This window comes from Pseudomonas sp. NFX71 (assembly GCF_048079215.1).
GTDB lineage: Bacteria > Pseudomonadota > Gammaproteobacteria > Pseudomonadales > Pseudomonadaceae > Aquipseudomonas > Aquipseudomonas fluorescens_B.
In genome coordinates this window covers 2,700,642-2,721,755 of record NZ_CP182230.1, presented here as the reverse complement: position 1 = coordinate 2,721,755, position 21,114 = coordinate 2,700,642, and the positions used below count along the sequence as shown (strand labels likewise).

Sequence of the window (21,114 nt, the reverse complement as noted above, 5' to 3'; positions counted from 1 at the left end):
GAACCAGCGGGAGCAAGCTCCCTCACCACCAAAGCCCCTCACCAAAGCCCTTATTGGGGTTTGCGATAGCTGTTGATGATCGCCGAGAAGTCCTTGCCACCCTCCCCACGCTGACTCATCGCCTGATACAACTGCTGGGCCACCGCGCCGAGCACCACCGGTTGGTGCGCCTGACGGGCCGCTTCCGTGGCCAGCCCCAGATCCTTGAGCATCAGTTCGGCACCAAAACCACCGGTATAACCACGCGAGGCCGGCGCCGTTTCGACGATGCCCGGCCACGGGTTGTACATCTCGGAACTCCAGCAACGCCCCGTGGAACTGTTGATGATCCCGGCGAGCACCGTGGTGTCGATTCCGAGCGCATCACCCAGCGCCATGGCTTCGCTGACGCCGACCATGGAGATCGCCAGCAGCAGGTTGTTGCAGATCTTGGCGATTTGCCCGGTGCCGACTTCGCCGCAATGGACGATGTTGCGACCCATCTGCGCCAGCACCGGTTGCAGAGTGGCAAACAGTTCGGGGGTGGCGCCGACCATGAAGGTCAGCGTCCCGGCCGCTGCGCCGCCAGTGCCACCAGACACCGGCGCGTCGGCCATTGCCACGCCCTGTTTGGCTGCCGCAGCGGCTACATCACGCGCCGTCTGCGGATCGATGGTGCTGCAATCCACGGCCGGCACACCTTTGGCGATCCCCGCCAGCACGCCGTCTTCACCTAGCCACACACTGCGCACGTGCACAGCGGCAGGCAGCATGGTGATCACCAGTTCTGCACCTTGAGCGGCTTCACGGGCTGTCGCGCTGATGCTGCCGCCCAGTTGTTCCAGCTCGGCCAGAACGGTTTTGTTCAGGTCGACCAGCCGCAGCGAATGGCCGGCCTTGATCAGGTTGCGCGCCATCGGCGCGCCCATGTTGCCGAGACCGATAAAAGCGATTTTCATGTCCGGCTCCTTAACGCAAGTTGATGGTGGTGTTCACACCGTCGTTGACGCTGTCGTCATCGAACCAGCGACTGGTGACTGTCTTGGTCTGAGTGTAGAACTGCACCACTTGCTTGCCATACGGGCCGAGGTCGCCGAGTTTGGAACCGCGCGAACCGGTGAAGCTGAAGAACGGGACCGGCACCGGAATCGGGATGTTGATGCCGACCTGGCCGACATCGATTTCGCTCTGGAATTTGCGCGCCGCCGCACCGCTTTGGGTGAACAGGCCGGTGCCGTTACCGAACGGGTTGGCGTTGACCAGTGCGATGGCCTCGTCGAGCGTGTTGACCTCCAGCACCACCAGCACCGGGCCGAAAATTTCCTGGGTGTAGATCTGCATGTCGGTGGTCACGCCGGAGAACAGGGTCGGGCCGACAAAGTTGCCCTTCTCGAAGCCTGGAACGGTGACGTCGCGACCATCCAGCTCCAGCTTGGCGCCTTCCTTGATGCCGCTCTCGATCAGATCGAGGATCCGCTGTTTGGCTTTTTTCGAGATCACCGGGCCAACGTCAGTGCCCGGCTCGCTGCCGGCATTCACGGTGAGTTTTTGCGCCAGCGCTTTCAGGTCCGGCAACCATTGTTTGGCCGCGCCCACCAGCACCACCACGGACGTGGCCATACAACGTTGGCCCGCTGCGCCGAAACCGGCGCCGACCAGCGCATTCAGTGCTTGTACGCGATTGGCATCTGGCAGAACCACGGCGTGGTTTTTCGCGCCCATCATCGATTGCACGCGCTTGCCGTGTTTGCCGGCCAAGTCGTAGACGTGAGTACCGACCGCAGTCGAACCAACGAAGGAAACAGCCTTGATGTCTTTGTGGGTGCAGAGCGCGTCCACCACGTCCTTGCCGCCATGCACCACGTTAAGCACGCCTGCCGGAACGCCGGCCTCGATTGCCAGTTCCACCAGCAGCATGGTCGACATCGGGTCCTGTTCGGACGGCTTGAGCACAAAGGTGTTGCCGCAGGCGATGGCCATCGGGAACATCCACAGCGGGATCATCGCCGGGAAGTTGAACGGGGTGATGCCGGCGCAAACGCCGATGGGCTGACGCAGGGTGTAGGTATCGACGCCGCCCGCGACGTTCTCGGCGAATTCACCCATTTGCAGGCTGCCGATGGAGCAGGCGTGTTCGACCACTTCCAGGCCACGGAAAATGTCGCCTTCAGCGTCGGCAATGGTTTTGCCCTGCTCGTTGCTGAGCACCACGGCGATGCGTTTGGAGTGCTCGCGGATCAACGCCTGGAGCTTGAGCATGATGCGCATGCGCGCGCCGATCGGGGTCAGCTTCCAGGTCTGAAAGGCGCGATGGGCGGCACTGATCGCGGCGTCGACTTCCTGCGCCGTGGCGAACGGAACCTTGGCCAGCACTTGTTGGGTCGCCGGGTTGACGATGTCGTGCCATTCGCTGGTCTGGGACTCGACCCACTCGCCGTCGATCAACAGCTTGACCTTTTGCACAGTGGTTTCGTTTGGCGTGAGCGATGCGTTCATGTTGGTCTCCGGGACATTGTTCTTATTTAGAGAGCTATCTAGGGAGCCAAGGCGAGAAAGTCGCCTTGAGATGAGGCGTGTGTCGCGAATTGGTTATCGGACTGTTTTTGGAGTATAGATGTGCAAACTTCTAATAAGAACGCACATAAAAGCCGGTCCATCATGCAAAAAAACATCACGTCCCTAGGCTCGCTGAACTGGGATGACCTCAAGTTTTTCCTCGAAGTCGCCCGCACCCGCAAGGCCAGCACCGCGGCCAAGCGCCTGGCGGTGGACTACACCACTGTGTCGCGGCGTATCAGTTCGCTGGAAGCGGCGTTGGGCACGCTGCTTTTTGAAAAGTCCCGGACCAGCGGTTTCGTGCTGACGGCTGAAGGTCAGCGATTGCTCGGTTACGCCGAGTCGATCGAAAGCACCCTGCACATGGCCTGCGAGCAAGTATCAGGCTCTGGCGTCGCGCTCTCCGGGCACGTGCGGATGGGCTGCACGGAAGGGTTCGGCAGCTTTTTCATCACCCCGCAGCTGAGCCATTTCGTCGATGCCTATCCGGCGATCTCGGTGGACATCCTGCCATTGCCGCACTTCATCAGCCTGTCCAAGCGTGAGGCGGACATCGTCATTGCGCTGGAGCGCCCCGAGCATGGCCCCTATGTCTGCTGCAAACTCTGCGACTACAAATTGCAGCTGTACGCGACCCAGGACTACCTGGACAAACACCCGCCCATCCGCCGCCCGGCAGACTTGGGCAAGCATTCATTCATCAGTTATGTCGACGACCTGGCGTTCAGCTCGGAGCTGTTGTACCTGGCAAACGTGCTACCCGGTGCCAGCGCCAATCTGCGCAGCACCAGCGTGATCGCACAGTTCGTGGCGGCGCAGCAGGGGCGGTCACTGGCAATTCTGCCGTGCTTCCTCGCCGCGCAGGATCCGCGTCTGCTGCCGGTGTTGCCGGAAGAGATCAACATCACCCGGCAGTTCTGGATGTACTGCCGCGAGGACCTGCGCAAGCTCAAGCGGATTACCCTGTTGTGGGATTACATCCGGGAGGTGACTGAGCAGAATCAGGGTCTGTTGATGGGTGAGCGACGGGACATGGTGTTCGCCGACTAATCGGCGCTGACCACAATCGACACCCGGCGGTTCTCGGTTCGGCCAGCGGCGGTGTCGTTGGAGGCGACGGGCTGACTGCTGCCGAAGCCACGCAGCTGGATGTTTTGTTCGTTCATGCCCACCGAGGTCAGAACCATGCCAACGCTTTTCGCGCGGCGCACGGATAGCTGTTCGTTATACGATTCTTTACCCGACGCGTCGGTGTGACCATCGACCCGTACCCGCTCGATTCCGACCCCCAACAGCGCCTTGCCAATGCGCTCGACGATCTCGGTGCTCTGCGCATTGAGTTTTTCGACGTCACTGCCAAACAAGACTTTGCCGGACAGCCCAAACGCCCAGCCCTCGTCGGTCAACTCGAAACCTTGTTGTTTGAGCACCGCGACCTGCGCCGGGGTCAGGCCTTTTTGCGGCGCCGTCTGGCAACCGGCCAATGCCAGCACGGCCATGAACAGGGTCATCGTGAAAAATCGCAGAGGGAGTGAAAACACGGGCATTAGCTCCTGGTTTGAATATCGGCGACAGGGTGCTCCGACCCTGACGTGTGCTGAGCCCCCCTGGCGAGGCGCTTGGCTTGGTACATGGCCGCATCGGCAGCATTGAGCAGCGCCCCCGGTGTCGTTCCATGATCAGGGTACACGGCGATGCCGATACTGAGAGAGGTCAGCACCTGGCTGGTCCCCGGCAACGGGATCGGCATTTCCATGCTTTCTAGGATTTTGTCGGCGATACGCTCGGCGTCTTCGGTCATGTGCAGCGGGGTCAGCAGGACGGCAAATTCATCGCCCCCCAGACGCGCCACCAGATCGTCTTCGCGCAGCTGCGCACGAACCCGATTGGCCACGGCCACCAGCACCGCATCGCCGGCGGCGTGACCGAAGTTATCGTTGATCTCCTTGAATCGGTCGCTGTCGAGAAACAGCACCGCCACGCGCTCGTTGAGTTTGTTGGCGTTGCGCAGCGAACGACTCAGCCGGCCTTCGAAAAACGCCCGGTTCGGTAGCCCGGTGAGGCTGTCATGGCTGGCCTGGTGGGCCAGGGTTTCGTTTTCGCTTTGCAGGTGGGTCTGCCAGGATTCGAGTTCATCGAGCAAGGCATTGAAGTCGTTGCCCAGGTTGTCGAGTTCGGCAATGGCCGCCGGTGGCACACGCCGGTCGAAGGCACGGTCGCTGCGTGCAGCGTGAGCCACGCAAGCCAGGCTGCGCAGTGGGCCGGTGATCCCGCGAAGTTGTCGGCGTGCGAGATACAGCGCCACCCAGGCGCTGACAGCGGTACACAGAACGATCCCCACCAGTCCGCTGAGCAAAAAACGCATCAGGCTGCCACCGTGACCAATGAGCTGGACACTGCCGATTTCCTGGCCCTGATGGACAATCGGCATGCTGATCGGCTTTTCCAGAAACGCCTTGGCCATATGCATTTCCAGGTCCGAGAAAAATCCGGTTTCCGGTCGCTGCCAACGGGCCAACAACTTGCCTTGCTCGTCCAGCACCTGGGCATCAGCCACTTCTTCGGTGGACGCGATCAATGCCAGCGCCTCCGTGGCGGCTGCCTTGTCATTGAACACCACCGCCGCTTCCACGGTGTAGTTGATGGAGCGTGCAATCAGGTGCAGGTTGTGGTCGGCGTAAACCCGCAAGGCCAGCACGCCCAGCAACGTCAGCGAAACACTGGCCATGGCCACGCCCACCAGTGCGACGATCAAATGACCGCGACCGATGACGGAGCGCAAGGTCGGACGACTATCCGGTTTGAATAGCGTCATGGTGCCGCCGGCTTGCGGCGGGACAGTTGCAGCACACTGGGGTGAATTCTCACGCCGCTGCGGGCGACGGAATCGAGGTTGACCTCGAAGGACACTTGCTCATCGCCGACTCGCAGGCAGAACAGGCTGCCGACGGTGCATTGGTCGTCGCTTTCGCTGATGCTCAGCACCGGCCGCCCCGCCAGCGAAGCGAAGAGCCGGCTGCGTTCCTCGCTGGTCAGTTTGCCGATGTACACCGCGTCGCACTCACCGACAATCGACGGGCTATCCGCCAGCAACCGACGCACGGTGACAGGACGGCCGGTGGCCTGGGTCGTGCCCTTGACCAAATCGTCGGTGTATTCGGTGGGGCCCACTATGCACAAACGCAGTTGTGCTGGCTCAACAGGCCAACGGGCATAACTGAGGATGCCGAGTACAACCTGCGTAACGGCTTGGGCGCGTTGATCGGCCATGCCGGGGGGCGTTTGCGCTTGCGCGAACACGAGGCCACTGAGCAAACAGAGAACGCCTGCCAGCATGACTCGCTTGCAGGCAACAATGTGCTCTGTCGTCCAGACAGCCACTTTCATGCAGGGATTCCATTCGGTCGTAACGGGATGATGCCGCAACGATAGCATAGCGTCGAAACGCTCGCGAGGCAGCGCAAGACGGCACTTCGGACAGTTTCCGTCGTCTGGCGCTGCCGTCCTCAATCCCCCGGCGGTATGGCCTCTTCCAATTCCAGCATCAGCCCGCTCAGGCGCTTGACCTTGCGTCGCACGGCCTCCTCAAACACGCCGCTACGCGGTTCGATCAAAGTAAACCAGTGTTTGGCGCGGGTGATGCCGGTGTAGATCAGCTCCTTGGTCAGAACCGGGTTCAGGGCGTCCGGCAAAATCAGCGCCGTATGGGCGAACTCGGAGCCCTGGGACTTGTGCACGGTCATGGCGTACACCGTTTCGACATCATTCAGCCGGCTCGGCAGGACAAAGCGCACGCCGCCCTGGCCGTCGTTACGCGGGAAGGCCACGCGCAGCACTTGACGCCCCGCCTCGGGTCCCTCGCGCTCCGGCAGCTTGAGCGCAATGCCGATGTCGCCGTTCATCAAGCCCAGGCCATAGTCGTTGCGGGTCATCAGCACTGGCCGACCTTCGTACCACTGTTGATTGCTGTCGATCAGCCTGGCCTTGAGCAGCGCATCGGTCACTCGCTGATTCAGGCCTTCCACGCCCCATGGTCCCTTGCGCACGGCGCACAGTAACTGGAAGGCATCGAAGGCTTGCAACACGTCGCGAGCCCAATCGGTCCAGCGCGGATCCTCGAGGGTGCTGTCGAGCGACGGTCGCCGACTGCGCAGCAGGCTCAGGTAATGCCGATACCCTTGCGGTCCATCGCCATGGCCTTCGAGCAACAAGCGCTCCAGTGCCCTGTCGTGCTCACCTTTGAGAGGCAGGGAAAACACATCATCGTGGTTTCCGGCCGCCAACAACTTGCGAGCTTCTTCGGGTTGTTGCTGATTGACCCAGCGAGCCAGTTGGCCAATGCCACTGCCCTCGCCGAACCGGCGCGAGTGGCGCAGCATCACGACCTGCTGGGCCAGCGGATGAGTCCCGTGAGTGTCTTGCTGCAAACCGCTGGTTTCGAGGTGTTCACCACTGACCGCTTCCAGCCACTGTCGGGTCTGCGGGCTGTACCAACCTGCCTCGGCGTCGCGGCACAAATCGCCCAGCACGGCGCCGGCTTCCACCGATGCCAGTTGATCCTTGTCACCGAGCAGCACCAGTCGTGCATGAGCCGGCATCGCGTCGAGCAGATTGGCCATCATCTCCAGGTCGATCATCGAGGCTTCGTCGACCACCAAGACATCCAGCGGCAAGCGATTACCGGCGTGGTGCCGAAAGTGTCGGGTACCGGGACGGCTGCCGAGCAGGCGGTGCACGGTGGTGACGTCTGACGGAATTTTTTCTCGCACGGCCTCGGCCACTTCCAGCGTCCGGACTTGCTGGCTGATGGATTCCGTCAGCCGCGCCGCCGCTTTGCCGGTGGGGGCCGCAAGACGGATGCGCAGTGGTTTGCCAGCCTCCACCGCCGGTGCCTGCAACAGCGCCAGCAAACGCACGACCGTGGTGGTCTTGCCGGTTCCGGGACCGCCAGTGACGATGCTGAATGCACTGCGGGTCGCCAAGGCACACGCGAGTTTCTGCCAGTCGATCAGTTCGCCGGGCCGGGCCGGGCCGAACAGACCGGTGAGGCGTTGAGGCAAGTCATTCGGTGTGGACTCGTGTTCTGCCAGACGCAGGCGCAGCGCGTTATCGATACGTCGCTCGTACACCCAGTAACGGCGCAAGTACAGGCGCTTTCCCGACAACACCAACGGCCTTTGCAACGCCGTTTCGCTGCCATCGGCCGCCAATGCGACCAGCCGGCTGGAGGCCAGGACCTTGCACCAGTGGGCGCCGTCCAGCGTCTCAAGCAATTGCGAAGGCAGCAACATCGCACCACTTTGCAGGTCGCCTTCCGGCGGCAACGACAGGGCGAAATCCGGCGCCTTGAGCGTCTCGAACAGATCCAGGCAGACGTGACCGTGGCCCAGTTGATGACTGGTCAATGCCGCCGCCAGCAGCACCAGCGGATCATCGTCGGGGGCGAGTTCGTGCAAAAAGGCAACGAAGGCTTTGTCCAGCGCTCGCAACCAGCCGCGCTCGACCCAGCGCGTGAGCAACGACAGCAAATCATCGGCGCGACTCAACGGCGCCAGACTTGCCAGGCTTTCGGCTGCCAACGGCGTGGGCAACACATCGGCAAAGGTGCGGCTCATAGCAATACTCCCTGTTCCCAGGCCGGTTCGGCTTTGGGTTCCGGCTTGCCCTGGAACAGCCGGTCCAGACGCTCGATCAGTTCCCGTGGCGGACGGGCAAAATACACGCCCTGACTGGATGAGCGCGTGCCGCGCAGAAACAGATACAACGCCCCTCCGACATGCCGGTCGTAATCGTAATCGGCAAGCCGCGCCTTGAGCTGACGATGCAGGGCCAACAGGTACAGCACGTATTGCAGGTCGTAGCGATTATCCAGGATCGACTGTTCCATCGCCTGCTCGGTGTAGGCCATGTCATCGACGCCCAGCCAGTTGGATTTGTAATCGGCGACGTAATAGCGACCATCGTGCTCGAAAGTCAGGTCGATGAAGCCTTTGAACATGCCATTGAGCAGTACCGGTTCGGCCGCAACACGGGCGACGCCGTTGTGGGTATGTTGGCGGACCAGCTCGTCGAGTTTGAGCACATCGACCTTATGGCTGGCGAACCAGAACTCCATCTCGACACGGTATTGTTTCAGTTGCCCAAAAATCACGGGCGCCTGCCCAGCGCCGATGTGCAGCGGCGACTTGAGCAAGTGCTGCAGCCAATCGCTCAGCGTGGTGATCCAGCCTTCCCAGCCACGACGGTTGCAGCGACGGGCAATCGCGTCTTCCACGGCCCGCGGCGTGGCGGCAAAACCTTCGTCACCCGCCCACTCAAGCAAACCATGAAGAAAGGTGCCGGGATTCGGACCACGCGGGAACCGATGGATATCGGCACCGCCGGCGATCACTTCGCGCGGCGCTTCAGGATCGAGGCGCTCGTCGTCGAACAGCTTTTGCGCCTGCGGGTTTTCCGGTGCTTCATCACTGCCCACGCTCAGGCTGTCGCCTATGCGAAGGGCGCTGTAGGAGGCAATCCACCAGTTTTCGCTGGCTTTGCGCTTGGGGATCAGGGGGGCGAGCAAGCTCGCATCGTTCTGCGGCGGATGGTAATGCTCATCCGTCTTTTCAGGCATCTCACTGTAATTCAGCGCGGGACAATCCTGCTGCAGGTCTTCCAGCCAACGCTTCAAACCTTGCGACTCCACCAATGGAGCACCGCCCCCCAACAGATAACCCAACGCAGAGAGGTGCAACACCGAACTGTTGTTATTACCGCGCTTGAGGTCAGTGACACCGAGCCAGCAGGCATGTTGAGCCCGGGTCAAGGCGACATAAAGCAAACGCAGATCCTCGGCCAGCCGCTCATCATCCGCCAGCGCGATCAACTCGGGCGTGGGCTTGAGGGTCACTCGAGCATTGCCCGCTTCATCGTGGTAATGCAGCGGCAAACGGCTTCCGTCCACCGGTTTCGCCGAACACACGAATGGCAGAAACACCAAGGGATACTCAAGCCCCTTGGACTTGTGAATGGTCACGACCTTGACCAGTTGCTCGTCACTTTCAAGACGCAGGATCTGTTCCTCACCCGCCTGACCGGACAGCGCCAGATGTTCGGACAAGTGCCGGATCAACGCTTGCTCGCCATCCAGTTCGGCGGCCGCCTGTTGCAGCAACTCGGACAGGTGCAGCAAGTTGGTCAGCACCCGCTCGCCGTCACTGCGCGCAATCAATGCCTGAGGCAGCTGGAAGTCATGCAGCAAACGACGCAGCATGGGCAGCACGCCTTGCTTGCGCCAGAGCTCGCGATAACCACGGAACTGCATGACCCGCGCTTCCCAGGCCAGCTCGTCCTGATTCAACCGTTCAAGTTCTGCCAGCGACAGGTTCAACGTGATGCTCGCCAGCGCGGCCCGCAACGGACGCTCGACATCCGGCTCGGCACACGCCTTGAGCCAGGTCAGCAGATCGTGGGCTTCCTGGGCGGCGAACACGGAATCCTTGTCCGACAGATAAACGCTGCGCACACCACGGGCGGAGAGTTCGGCGCGTACGGCCTGAGCTTCTTTACCGTCGCGCACCAGAATTGCGATATCCGCCGGCAACAGGCCCCTGAAGTCCTTGCCGTCCTGGATAAAACCCGCCTTGCCTTGCTGTCCGCCGTTCAGCAACGCGGTGATTTCACTGGCGCAAGCGGCAGCCAATTGCTGTCGGTAAACCGCGCCCGACAGGGGCTGGTCGGCGGACAAATGCCAGATGTTCAACGCGGGTACAACCTGCCCCCCGATGCTCAACACTTCTTTGCGTCCCTGGGAGGCGACCGGCAGAAACGGCACGGGGTTATCGCCATTCCGTTCGCGAAACAGGAACGCACCCCGACCGGCCTCGCACGACTCGGCGCGCGCAAACACATGGTTCACCGCACCGACCATGCCATGGCTGGAACGGAAGTTGGTCCCCAGTGTATGCAGTCGGCCTGCGGTGGCTTGACGAGCGCGCAGGTAGGTATAGATATCGGCACCACGGAAGGCATAGATCGCCTGCTTTGGGTCGCCGATCAGGAACAGGCCGCATTCGGGGTTGTTGTCTTCGATGCGATAGATGCTTTCGAAGATTCGGTACTGCACCGGGTCGGTGTCCTGGAACTCGTCGATCAACGCCACCGGAAACTGTTCGCGGATCAAGGTCGCCAGGCGTTCGCCACCCTCGGATTGCAATGCGGCATCGAGGCGCAGCAACATGTCATCGAAGCCCATTTCCGCGCGACGACGTTTTTCCGCCTCGAACCGTGCGCCCACCCACTGGGCGGCGTGTTGCAGAACCGCGGCATCGGGAGTCGGCAATCCATCGAGACTGGCCTTGAGGCCCGGCATGGCGTCCAGTCCCGGATGGTGGGGGACTTCGCCTTTTTTCCACGCTTCAGCCATGCCCTCAGGGGTCAGGCGGGTGAAGCCCGTGCCAATATCCAACTGCTCAAGCAATTCGTCTTCGGCCCAGGCCTTTAACTTTTCGAACCAGGGTTCGAAGTAGCGCGCCTGCATCTTGCGTCCATCGACGCTTTTGCTCGCAACACCCTCGTGACAGATCGCAAGCAACTCGTCGGCCCACTGACGCCAGGGCATTTTGAGTTCGATCAAGGCTGCCCGGCGCTCCTGCAGACATTCGTTGATCAGCTCCGCAGGCTCTTTTCCTTCGACGCTGTCGCGCTCACTGGCGAATAATCCACGGACGCGTGGCAACAGCGCCGCCGGACCGCCCCAATTACCACGCACCCAGTTCAGCGCATCGCCTTGCATCGGGTAGCAGAACAATCGCCAGTAATCGCGCAGGACTTCGCCCAGCAAATCGCTGTGATCGGTTTCCAGGGTCTGGGTAAACAGGCTGCCGCTGTCGAACGCATGCTCGCGCAACATCCGCTGACACCAGCTGTGGATGGTCGAGACAGCCGCTTCATCCATCCACTGGGCAGCGATGTCCAGACGATTCGCGCATCCGGGCCACTGCTCCGGAAGGTACTGATCACGCAACTCCGCGATCAGCGCATCCGGCGGCGGAGTTTCATCGCGGAAAAACCGCGCGGCTTCTGCCAGGCGCGTTCGAATGCGTTCGCGCAGCTCCTTGGTCGCGGCGTCAGTGAAGGTCACGACGAGGATTTGCGGCGGTAACAATTCACGCCCGAAGCCACTCGATTCGCCACCGTGGCCGAGGACCAGGCGTAGGTACAGCGCGGAAATAGTGAAGGTTTTCCCGGTGCCGGCACTGGCTTCGATCAGTTGACTGCCGCGCAGCGGGAATGCCAGGGCCAGCGGTGTTTTCGCGGTCATGAGCGTGCTTCCTCGCTGCTCAATGAGCGCCACGGCGCTTCAAGCATCGGTTTGTACAAAGCGTTGCACCAATCAGGGAAAGTCTCGTCGGCGATCAGTGCGTCGTAGTCAGCGAACTGTCGGGCGAGCGCGGGACTTTCCCGACGCTCGCCATCCGTGGTCATGCCATCGCCTTCATAAGCTTTGCGGCCAGCGGCATCGGCTTTGGCCAGGTCGGTCTGAGCGAGCCAGGCAAATGCAGTTTTCACCGCAATGGGCAGAGGCTGGCGCATGCCCGTTTGCCAGGCCATCAACAGGTCGCCCAGGATTAGGGATGCGGTATTTTTTTCAATCGGGCCGAGTAACAGACTGTCGTCACTGGCCACCAGTGCAGTGGTCATCTCCATACCACTGGCGCAGGCAACCAGATGATTGACCCAGGGTCGTGTCAGACGATGCCACTTGCGGGATTTGATCGAACCGATGCTGTTGGGGATCGTAGTGACCGACAACAATCCGCCGTCTGCGCGTTGATGCAGACCGCTGAGCCATCCTTCCAGACGCAGACCTTGAAGTTCGAGATTGACCGGCAGAGCGCTGGTGAGTGGCGTGGGCCATAACGCCAGTAGCTGTTGATAGCGTTGCAGCAGATCCGGTAACGGCTCGATCAACTCTCGTTGCAGGCATTCGCCAAAACCGGCCATGGGCAGCAGACCGCTGTTTTGCAGGCGTTTGGCATGCGCATCCAACACCTCATCCACACGTTCAAGCTGTGCCAGCGCGGCGCCGAGCAAACTGTCGCTGAGGCTATAGCGTTGCAGCGCATCAAGTACAAAGGGCTCTTCATCGGCCAGCGGCACTTCAGCGGCTTCGAAGAACACCTTCAATCGCTGGCTGAAGAAATGTCGCACAGGATTGCGCAGGAAATCCTGCAACTGACCGAGGCTCAACGGCTCTTCCTGAACGTAAGCGTCCAGGATGTTGTTATCGATAACTGGCTCACCAGACTGATGAAGCACCTGCCATTCGTTGGCGAAGCTGAACAGATCATCGCCTTCATGGAAGTAACGGGCGCTGAACGGTTGCAACGGATGTTCCTGAGTCATGGCCTCAAGCAGATCTTCATCTGCATTGCGCAATCGCCAGCCACTGGCCAGATGGTCACGCAACTGACCGATCAATACGGATGCGGGACGCTCGCTGTTATCGCGAATGCTACGGCCAACCCAACTGATATAGAGCTGGTCACATGCCGACAGCAGTGCCTCCAGCAGCAGATAGCGATCATCTTCTCGGCGCGAACGGTCACCCGGTCGATAATCGCTGCCCATGAGGTCGAAGTCCAAAGGCGGTTGCGCGCGCGGATAATCGCCGTCATTCATGCCGAGCAGACAGACCAGTTTGAACGGGATCGCGCGCATCGGCATCAACGTGCAGAAATTGACTGCGCCGGCGAGAAAGCGCTGGGACAATCGACCTTGATCAAGTCCGGCGAGCCAGGCTTCACGAACGACCGTCAACGGTAGCTCGTCATGCAAACCGACGGACTCGCAAGTCTCAAGCCAGGTTTCACGCAACTCCTCGAGCTGGGCCAGCAGGTAGTCGTCATGTTCATTGCTGGCCTGGAAAAACAACTGCACCAGCGCCTGCAACCGTATACCCCATTGCTTGGGCGGCGCCGGTCGCGAGAGCTCCTGATGGGCAATCTCCAGCGCGTCCAACAAAGCAACCAGTGGACCGATGAGTGCGGCATCCAGACCACCGATCTCGTCGTAGGGCTCGATGCCTTCGCAAGCGCTGCCGCTTCCCACGGCGTAGCCAAGCAGCATCCGACGCAGTCCAAAACGCCAACTGTTCTGTTCCAGCTCCTGAGGCAGGCCCAAACCTGCCCGTTGCCCGGCGTTCATACCCCAACGAATGCCAGCGCCTTCGATCCAGCGATGCAGGGTCGGCAGGTCTCGCTCCTCCACACCAAAGCGAGTGCGCAGGGCCGGAACATCCAGCAGGTCGAGGATTTCGCTGACGGGGAATCGACTGTCCGGCAGTTTAAGCAGATGTTCGACAGCGATCAGCAGCGGGTCACGGCCACGTTGCCCCTGGTCTGCGAGCGTGAAGGGAATGAAGCGCGGGTCATTGCGTTCAAGCTGCCCGAATACTGCACGAATATGCGGGGCATAGCTGTCGATATCCGGGACCATCACAATGACGTCGCGAGGCCTTAAATCGGGATCTGCACTGAAACGGGCGAGCAACTGGTCGTGAAGGATCTCCACCTCTCGCTGGGCGCTATGGGCGATGTGAAATCGGATTGATTGATCCACTTTTGGATCGACTGCCGGCCAGCGTTCACGCGTTTCATACAGAGGGCGTAATTCAAGAATGTCGTCCTGCAATTGATTGAGCATGCTCAGTGGCTGACTGTCACTGAACAGGTCGATTCTCCCGTCACGAAATGCCGAGCGATAGCTGTTGGGATCGTCGTAGCTATCGAGCAGATTGATGTAGTCCCGCCCCTGCTTGCCCCACGCAGCCAAGAGGGGATGGGCATGCTGATGCAGGGTTTGCGGATCCAGGACAACCGGCATGCCGCTCTTGCGAGCCTGACGTTTGTATTGATGCCGTAACAGGTCTTTATCAGCGACGATGTCCGCCCAATGGTGGCGACACGGATTATGAACGCACAGCAAAACCTGACTGAAACGAGCCAGCCCGGCGAGCGCTTCAAGCGCCTGGGCGGGAAGTGAAGAAATACCGAAAACGATCACCCGCGAGGGAAGTCCATCAGGCGCAACGTCGAGGCTGTTGATACGCTCGATAAATCGTTGATGGACGCCGGCACGGCTTTGCGCCATGCCTTGTTCACCGACATCCAGCAACAGTGCACGCCACAATTCTGCCTGCCAGCAGTTTGCCGCAGTCAGGGCTTTCGCTTCACCTCGACCGTTGCGTAATTGATGACGACCTTCTGCCCAGTCCTCGAGCCAGTCAGCTCGGTATACCTGGTATTGATCAAACAGGTCAGCCAGTCGCTCGGCTAATTGATAGCGTTTGCGCAAATCGGTGTCATGGGTAAGGAAGCGTTGCAGAGGTTCGAAGTGTGGCTGATCGATCAACTGTGGAAGCAGGCGCATGAGGCGCCAGGTCAGTGGGGCTTTATCGAGCAGGGATTTGACAGGGATTTCATCTCGGCCCAGGACCATGCGATAGAGCTGCCACATGAAGCTGCCCGGTAACTGCACATCGATCGCTGCGGCGATACCGCAGCCGCCCATGTCGTCCTCTTTCGGATCCTCAGCCAGTGCCAGCTTCAGCCATTGGGCGATGCCGTTGCTCTGGACCAAAGCGATTTCATTTTCCAAGGGTGCCAGCGGGTAGCGCCGCATCCAGCTGACCACCAGGCTGCGCAACTCGTCCAGGCGGTTGCCGTGAACCACCATAAAACCAGCACTGAGGGACGTTGCGTCCGGCATAAAGGCTTCCTTGGAAAAATACAAAAGCTAGGGCCGAACCTTAGCATTGTCGGGAGACTGTGACAGCCGGAAGGCGTCCGGTGTTGCTGTACGAACTTTCCTGCGGGCAAAACAAAACCCCAACTGCTTTCGCAATTGGGGTTTCGGAATTTAATCTTGACGATGACCTACTCTCACATGGGGAAACCCCACACTACCATCGGCGATGCATCGTTTCACTGCTGAGTTCGGGATGGGATCAGGTGGTTCCAATGCTCTATGGTCGTCAAGAAATTCGGTAGCCAGGTCGTGGGCCTTTTCAGGTTCACGCTCCAGCGAATGGGTATGCGATAGTTTGTGTGTTTGTTCTCGAACTTTCGGTTCGTTTCGTCTTCACACACCGCAATCTGGTGCTCTTTCGAGTCAGCAAATTGCTTGGGTGTTATATGGTCAAGCCTCACGGGCAATTAGTATTGGTTAGCTCAACGCCTCACAGCGCTTACACACCCAACCTATCAACGTCGTAGTCTTCGACGGCCCTTCAGGGGACTCAAGGTCCCAGTGAGATCTCATCTTGAGGCTAGTTTCCCGCTTAGATGCTTTCAGCGGTTATCTATTCCGAACATAGCTACCCGGCAATGCCACTGGCGTGACAACCGGAACACCAGAGGTTCGTCCACTCCGGTCCTCTCGTACTAGGAGCAGCCCCTCTCAAATCTCAAACGTCCACGGCAGATAGGGACCGAACTGTCTCACGACGTTCTAAACCCAGCTCGCGTACCACTTTAAATGGCGAACAGCCATACCCTTGGGACCGGCTTCAGCCCCAGGATGTGATGAGCCGACATCGAGGTGCCAAACACCGCCGTCGATATGAACTCTTGGGCGGTATCAGCCTGTTATCCCCGGAGTACCTTTTATCCGTTGAGCGATGGCCCTTCCATACAGAACCACCGGATCACTAAGACCTACTTTCGTACCTGCTCGACGTGTCTGTCTCGCAGTCAAGCGCGCTTTTGCCTTTATACTCTACGACCGATTTCCGACCGGTCTGAGCGCACCTTCGTACTCCTCCGTTACTCTTTAGGAGGAGACCGCCCCAGTCAAACTACCCACCATACACTGTCCTCGATCCGGATAACGGACCTGAGTTAGAACCTCAAAGTTGCCAGGGTGGTATTTCAAGGTTGGCTCCACGTGAACTGGCGTCCACGCTTCAAAGCCTCCCACCTATCCTACACAAGCAAATTCAAAGTCCAGTGCAAAGCTATAGTAAAGGTTCACGGGGTCTTTCCGTCTAGCCGCGGATACACTGCATCTTCACAGCGATTTCAATTTCACTGAGTCTCGGGTGGAGACAGCGCCGCCATCGTTACGCCATTCGTGCAGGTCGGAACTTACCCGACAAGGAATTTCGCTACCTTAGGACCGTTATAGTTACGGCCGCCGTTTACCGGGGCTTCGATCAAGAGCTTCGCGTTAGCTAACCCCATCAATTAACCTTCCGGCACCGGGCAGGCGTCACACCCTATACGTCCACTTTCGTGTTTGCAGAGTGCTGTGTTTTTAATAAACAGTCGCAGCGGCCTGGTATCTTCGACCGGCATGAGCTTACGGAGCAAGTCCTTCACCCTCACCGGCGCACCTTCTCCCGAAGTTACGGTGCCATTTTGCCTAGTTCCTTCACCCGAGTTCTCTCAAGCGCCTTGGTATTCTCTACCCAACCACCTGTGTCGGTTTGGGGTACGGTTCCTGGTTACCTGAAGCTTAGAAGCTTTTCTTGGAAGCATGGCATCAACCACTTCGTGTTCTAAAAGAACACTCGTCATCAGCTCTCGGCCTTAGAATCCCGGATTTACCTAAGATTCCAGCCTACCACCTTAAACTTGGACAACCAACGCCAAGCTGGCCTAGCCTTCTCCGTCCCTCCATCGCAATAACCAGAAGTACAGGAATATTAACCTGTTTTCCATCGACTACGCTTTTCAGCCTCGCCTTAGGGACCGACTAACCCTGCGTCGATTAACGTTGCGCAGGAAACCTTGGTCTTTCGGCGTGGGTGTTTTTCACACCCATTGTCGTTACTCATGTCAGCATTCGCACTTCTGATACCTCCAGCAAGCTTCTCAACTCACCTTCACAGGCTTACAGAACGCTCCTCTACCGCATCACCTAAGTGATACCCGTAGCTTCGGTGTATGGTTTGAGCCCCGTTACATCTTCCGCGCAGGCCGACTCGACTAGTGAGCTATTACGCTTTCTTTAAAGGGTGGCTGCTTCTAAGCCAACCTCCTAGCTGTCTAAGCCTTCCCACATCGTTTCCCACTTAACCATAACTTTGGGACCTTAGCTGACGGTCTGGGTTGTTTCCCTTTTCACGACGGACGTTAGCACCCGCCGTGTGTCTCCCATGCTCGGCACTTGTAGGTATTCGGAGTTTGCATCGGTTTGGTAAGTCGGGATGACCCCCTAGCCGAAACAGTGCTCTACCCCCTACAGTGATACATGAGGCGCTACCTAAATAGCTTTCGAGGAGAACCAGCTATCTCCGAGCTTGATTAGCCTTTCACTCCGATCCACAGGTCATCCGCTAACTTTTCAACGGTAGTCGGTTCGGTCCTCCAGTTAGTGTTACCCAACCTTCAACCTGCCCATGGATAGATCGCCCGGTTTCGGGTCTATTCCCAGCGACTAGACGCCCTATTAAGACTCGCTTTCGCTACGCCTCCCCTATTCGGTTAAGCTCGCCACTGAAAATAAGTCGCTGACCCATTATACAAAAGGTACGCAGTCACCCAACAAAGTGGGCTCCCACTGCTTGTACGCATACGGTTTCAGGATCTATTTCACTCCCCTCTCCGGGGTTCTTTTCGCCTTTCCCTCACGGTACTAGTTCACTATCGGTCAGTCAGTAGTATTTAGCCTTGGAGGATGGTCCCCCCATATTCAGACAAAGTTTCTCGTGCTCCGTCCTACTCGATTTCATGACTAAGAGATTTTCGCGTACAGGGCTATCACCCACTATGGCCGCACTTTCCAGAACGTTCCGCTAATCTCAAAGCCACTTAAGGGCTAGTCCCCGTTCGCTCGCCACTACTAAGGGAATCTCGGTTGATTTCTTTTCCTCAGGGTACTTAGATGTTTCAGTTCCCCTGGTTCGCTTCTTAAGCCTATGTATTCAGCTTAAGATACCTAACTTATGTTAGGTGGGTTCCCCCATTCAGACATCTCCGGATCAAAGTCTGTTTGCCGACTCCCCGAAGCTTTTCGCAGGCTACCACGTCTTTCATCGCCTCTGACTGCCAAGGCATCCACCGTATGCGCTTCTTCACTTGACCATATAACCCCAAGCAATCTGGTTATACTGTGAAGACGACATTCGCCGAAAATTCGCGATTAAACTCACAAATTTTACCTTAGCCTGATCCGTTACCAGTGAAAGTAACGTTCAGTCTATCTTTCTATCACATACCCAAATTTTTAAAGAACGATCTAGCCAAAGACTAGAAATCAACATTCACCACCATCACGATGGAATGCTCATTTCTAAGCTTTATACAATCAGAAGCAGTAGTGGTGGAGCCAAACGGGATCGAACCGTTGACCTCCTGCGTGCAAGGCAGGCGCTCTCCCAGCTGAGCTATGGCCCCGTATTGCTACAGGATCCCACACAAAAATTGGTGGGTCTGGGCAGATTCGAACTGCCGACCTCACCCTTATCAGGGGTGCGCTCTAACCAACTGAGCTACAGACCCAATTTCGGGCTGCTTCTTATCGTCTTCTTCAATGAATCAAGCAATTCGTGTGGGAACTTATGGAGCAGCTGATGTCGTCGATTAAGGAGGTGATCCAGCCGCAGGTTCCCCTACGGCTACCTTGTTACGACTTCACCCCAGTCATGAATCACACCGTGGTAACCGTCCTCCCGAAGGTTAGACTAGCTACTTCTGGTGCAACCCACTCCCATGGTGTGACGGGCGGTGTGTACAAGGCCCGGGAACGTATTCACCGCGACATTCTGATTCGCGATTACTAGCGATTCCGACTTCACGCAGTCGAGTTGCAGACTGCGATCCGGACTACGATCGGTTTTATGGGATTAGCTCCACCTCGCGGCTTGGCAACCCTCTGTACCGACCATTGTAGCACGTGTGTAGCCCAGGCCGTAAGGGCCATGATGACTTGACGTCATCCCCACCTTCCTCCGGTTTGTCACCGGCAGTCTCCTTAGAGTGCCCACCATAACGTGCTGGTAACTAAGGACAAGGGTTGCGCTCGTTACGGGACTTAACCCAACATCTCACGACACGAGCTGACGACAGCCATGCAGCACCTGTCTCAATGTTCCCGAAGGCACCAATCCATCTCTGGAAAGTTCATTGGATGTCAAGGCCTGGTAAGGTTCTTCGCGTTGCTTCGAATTAAACCACATGCTCCACCGCTTGTGCGGGCCCCCGTCAATTCATTTGAGTTTTAACCTTGCGGCCGTACTCCCCAGGCGGTCAACTTAATGCGTTAGCTGCGCCACTAAGAGCTCAAGGCTCCCAACGGCTAGTTGACATCGTTTACGGCGTGGACTACCAGGGTATCTAATCCTGTTTGCTCCCCACGCTTTCGCACCTCAGTGTCAGTATCAGTCCAGGTGGTCGCCTTCGCCACTGGTGTTCCTTCCTATATCTACGCATTTCACCGCTACACAGGAAATTCCACCACCCTCTACCATACTCTAGCTCGTCAGTTTTGAATGCAGTTCCCAGGTTGAGCCCGGGGATTTCACATCCAACTTAACGAACCACCTACGCGCGCTTTACGCCCAGTAATTCCGATTAACGCTTGCACCCTCTGTATTACCGCGGCTGCTGGCACAGAGTTAGCCGGTGCTTATTCTGTCGGTAACGTCAAGACACCAACGTATTAGGTTAATGCCCTTCCTCCCAACTTAAAGTGCTTTACAATCCGAAGACCTTCTTCACACACGCGGCATGGCTGGATCAGGCTTTCGCCCATTGTCCAATATTCCCCACTGCTGCCTCCCGTAGGAGTCTGGACCGTGTCTCAGTTCCAGTGTGACTGATCATCCTCTCAGACCAGTTACGGATCGTCGCCTTGGTGAGCCATTACCTCACCAACTAGCTAATCCGACCTAGGCTCATCTGATAGCGCAAGGCCCGAAGGTCCCCTGCTTTCTCCCGTAGGACGTATGCGGTATTAGCGTCCGTTTCCGAGCGTTATCCCCCACTACCAGGCAGATTCCTAGGCATTACTCACCCGTCCGCCGCTCTCAAGAGAAGCAAGCTTCTCTCTACCGCTCGACTTGCATGTGTTAGGCCTGCCGCCAGCGTTCAATCTGAGCCATGATCAAACTCTTCAGTTCAAACATCTTTGGGTTTTTAAGAAACCCTAAACTTGGCTCAGCAATCGTTGGTTACATCTTTGATTTCTCGCGGAGTAACTTGTGATGCTGATAATCTTGTTGACTATCAGTCTGACTCCACAAGCACCCACACGAATTGCTTGATTCAGTTGTTAAAGAGCGGTTGGTTAAGATCTTTCGTCTCAACCGAGGCGCGCATTCTACAGCGTCCTCTGTATCTGTCAAGCGGTTATTTTCAGAAGTTTTCAAAGTTTCCTTTGCAACTTCAACCACTTGCGCTTCCGATCTCTCGTTAGCGGGAGGCGAATTCTACAGCGTTGTTCGCTGCTGTCAACACCTCTTTTTCTCCGCTTTCGACCGAGAAGATCGAACCGTCAATCAAGCGACAACACACTGCCTGACCAACTCCTTCTGGGCTTCGATGAGCTGAAGCAACTCGCTATCGAAAACCGCGTAACTCTTTGTTTACCAAG

Annotated in this window: 9 protein-coding genes, 2 tRNA genes and 3 rRNA genes; 1 reads left to right on the top strand and 13 read right to left on the bottom strand. The window is 58.1% G+C overall.

Annotation, left to right across the window (positions count from 1 at the left end; all coding sequences use genetic code 11):
• Positions 1 to 50 precede the first annotated feature (50 nt).
• On the bottom strand, positions 51 to 938 hold the full coding sequence (mmsB, locus tag ACM1ZW_RS12470) for a 3-hydroxyisobutyrate dehydrogenase (RefSeq protein WP_017336414.1): 888 nt from the start codon (positions 936 to 938) through the stop codon (positions 51 to 53).
• A 10-nt stretch (positions 939 to 948) separates the two neighbouring features.
• A complete protein-coding gene (locus ACM1ZW_RS12465; RefSeq protein WP_017336413.1) occupies positions 949 to 2,475 on the bottom strand; it encodes a CoA-acylating methylmalonate-semialdehyde dehydrogenase in 1,527 nt (508 codons plus the stop codon).
• A 162-nt stretch (positions 2,476 to 2,637) separates the two neighbouring features.
• On the opposite strand from ACM1ZW_RS12465, the gene ACM1ZW_RS12460 reads away from it, so the two are divergent.
• Complete coding sequence (locus ACM1ZW_RS12460; RefSeq protein WP_017336412.1) at positions 2,638 to 3,585, top strand: LysR family transcriptional regulator; 948 nt, start codon at positions 2,638 to 2,640, stop codon at positions 3,583 to 3,585.
• Here the strand turns inward: ACM1ZW_RS12460 and ACM1ZW_RS12455 are convergent.
• From ACM1ZW_RS12455 to ACM1ZW_RS12405, 11 genes are all read right to left on the bottom strand, one after another.
• The gene (locus tag ACM1ZW_RS12455; RefSeq protein WP_017336411.1) at positions 3,582 to 4,082 is read right to left on the bottom strand and encodes an OmpA family protein; all 501 of its coding nucleotides are present in this window, start codon (positions 4,080 to 4,082) and stop codon (positions 3,582 to 3,584) included. The two genes, ACM1ZW_RS12460 and ACM1ZW_RS12455, sit on opposite strands and share 4 nt — an antisense overlap.
• Positions 4,082 to 5,350 carry a diguanylate cyclase domain-containing protein gene (locus tag ACM1ZW_RS12450; RefSeq protein ID WP_416740630.1) on the bottom strand — a complete coding sequence of 423 codons (1,269 nt, stop codon included), beginning with the start codon at positions 5,348 to 5,350 and terminating at the stop codon, positions 4,082 to 4,084. The genes ACM1ZW_RS12455 and ACM1ZW_RS12450 overlap by 1 nt, the downstream gene beginning before the upstream one ends.
• Positions 5,347 to 5,922: a YfiR family protein gene (locus tag ACM1ZW_RS12445; RefSeq protein ID WP_414879316.1), complete on the bottom strand. Its 576-nt coding sequence runs from the start codon at positions 5,920 to 5,922 to the stop codon at positions 5,347 to 5,349. Before ACM1ZW_RS12445 ends, ACM1ZW_RS12450 begins: the two co-directional genes overlap by 4 nt.
• A gap of 119 nt (positions 5,923 to 6,041) precedes the next feature.
• Positions 6,042 to 8,150 carry an exodeoxyribonuclease V subunit alpha gene (gene recD, locus ACM1ZW_RS12440; RefSeq protein WP_416740629.1) on the bottom strand — a complete coding sequence of 703 codons (2,109 nt, stop codon included), beginning with the start codon at positions 8,148 to 8,150 and terminating at the stop codon, positions 6,042 to 6,044.
• Positions 8,147 to 11,839 (bottom strand): exodeoxyribonuclease V subunit beta, encoded by a 3,693-nt coding sequence (gene recB, locus ACM1ZW_RS12435; protein ID WP_416740628.1) that lies wholly within the window; start codon positions 11,837 to 11,839, stop codon positions 8,147 to 8,149. Before recB ends, recD begins: the two co-directional genes overlap by 4 nt.
• Positions 11,836 to 15,288, bottom strand: coding sequence for an exodeoxyribonuclease V subunit gamma (gene recC, locus ACM1ZW_RS12430; RefSeq protein ID WP_416740627.1), 3,453 nt, complete (start codon positions 15,286 to 15,288; stop codon positions 11,836 to 11,838). Before recC ends, recB begins: the two co-directional genes overlap by 4 nt.
• Before the next feature lie 154 nt (positions 15,289 to 15,442).
• Positions 15,443 to 15,558 (bottom strand): 5S ribosomal RNA (gene rrf, locus ACM1ZW_RS12425).
• A gap of 155 nt (positions 15,559 to 15,713) precedes the next feature.
• Positions 15,714 to 18,605 (bottom strand): 23S ribosomal RNA (locus tag ACM1ZW_RS12420).
• A gap of 236 nt (positions 18,606 to 18,841) precedes the next feature.
• A tRNA-Ala gene (locus ACM1ZW_RS12415) sits at positions 18,842 to 18,917 on the bottom strand.
• Positions 18,918 to 18,945: 28 nt separating this feature from the next.
• A tRNA-Ile gene (locus tag ACM1ZW_RS12410) sits at positions 18,946 to 19,022 on the bottom strand.
• An 82-nt stretch (positions 19,023 to 19,104) separates the two neighbouring features.
• A 16S ribosomal RNA gene (locus ACM1ZW_RS12405) occupies positions 19,105 to 20,641 on the bottom strand.
• Together the 16S, 23S and 5S rRNA genes with 2 tRNA genes alongside form the textbook arrangement of a ribosomal RNA operon.
• Positions 20,642 to 21,114 lie beyond the last annotated feature (473 nt).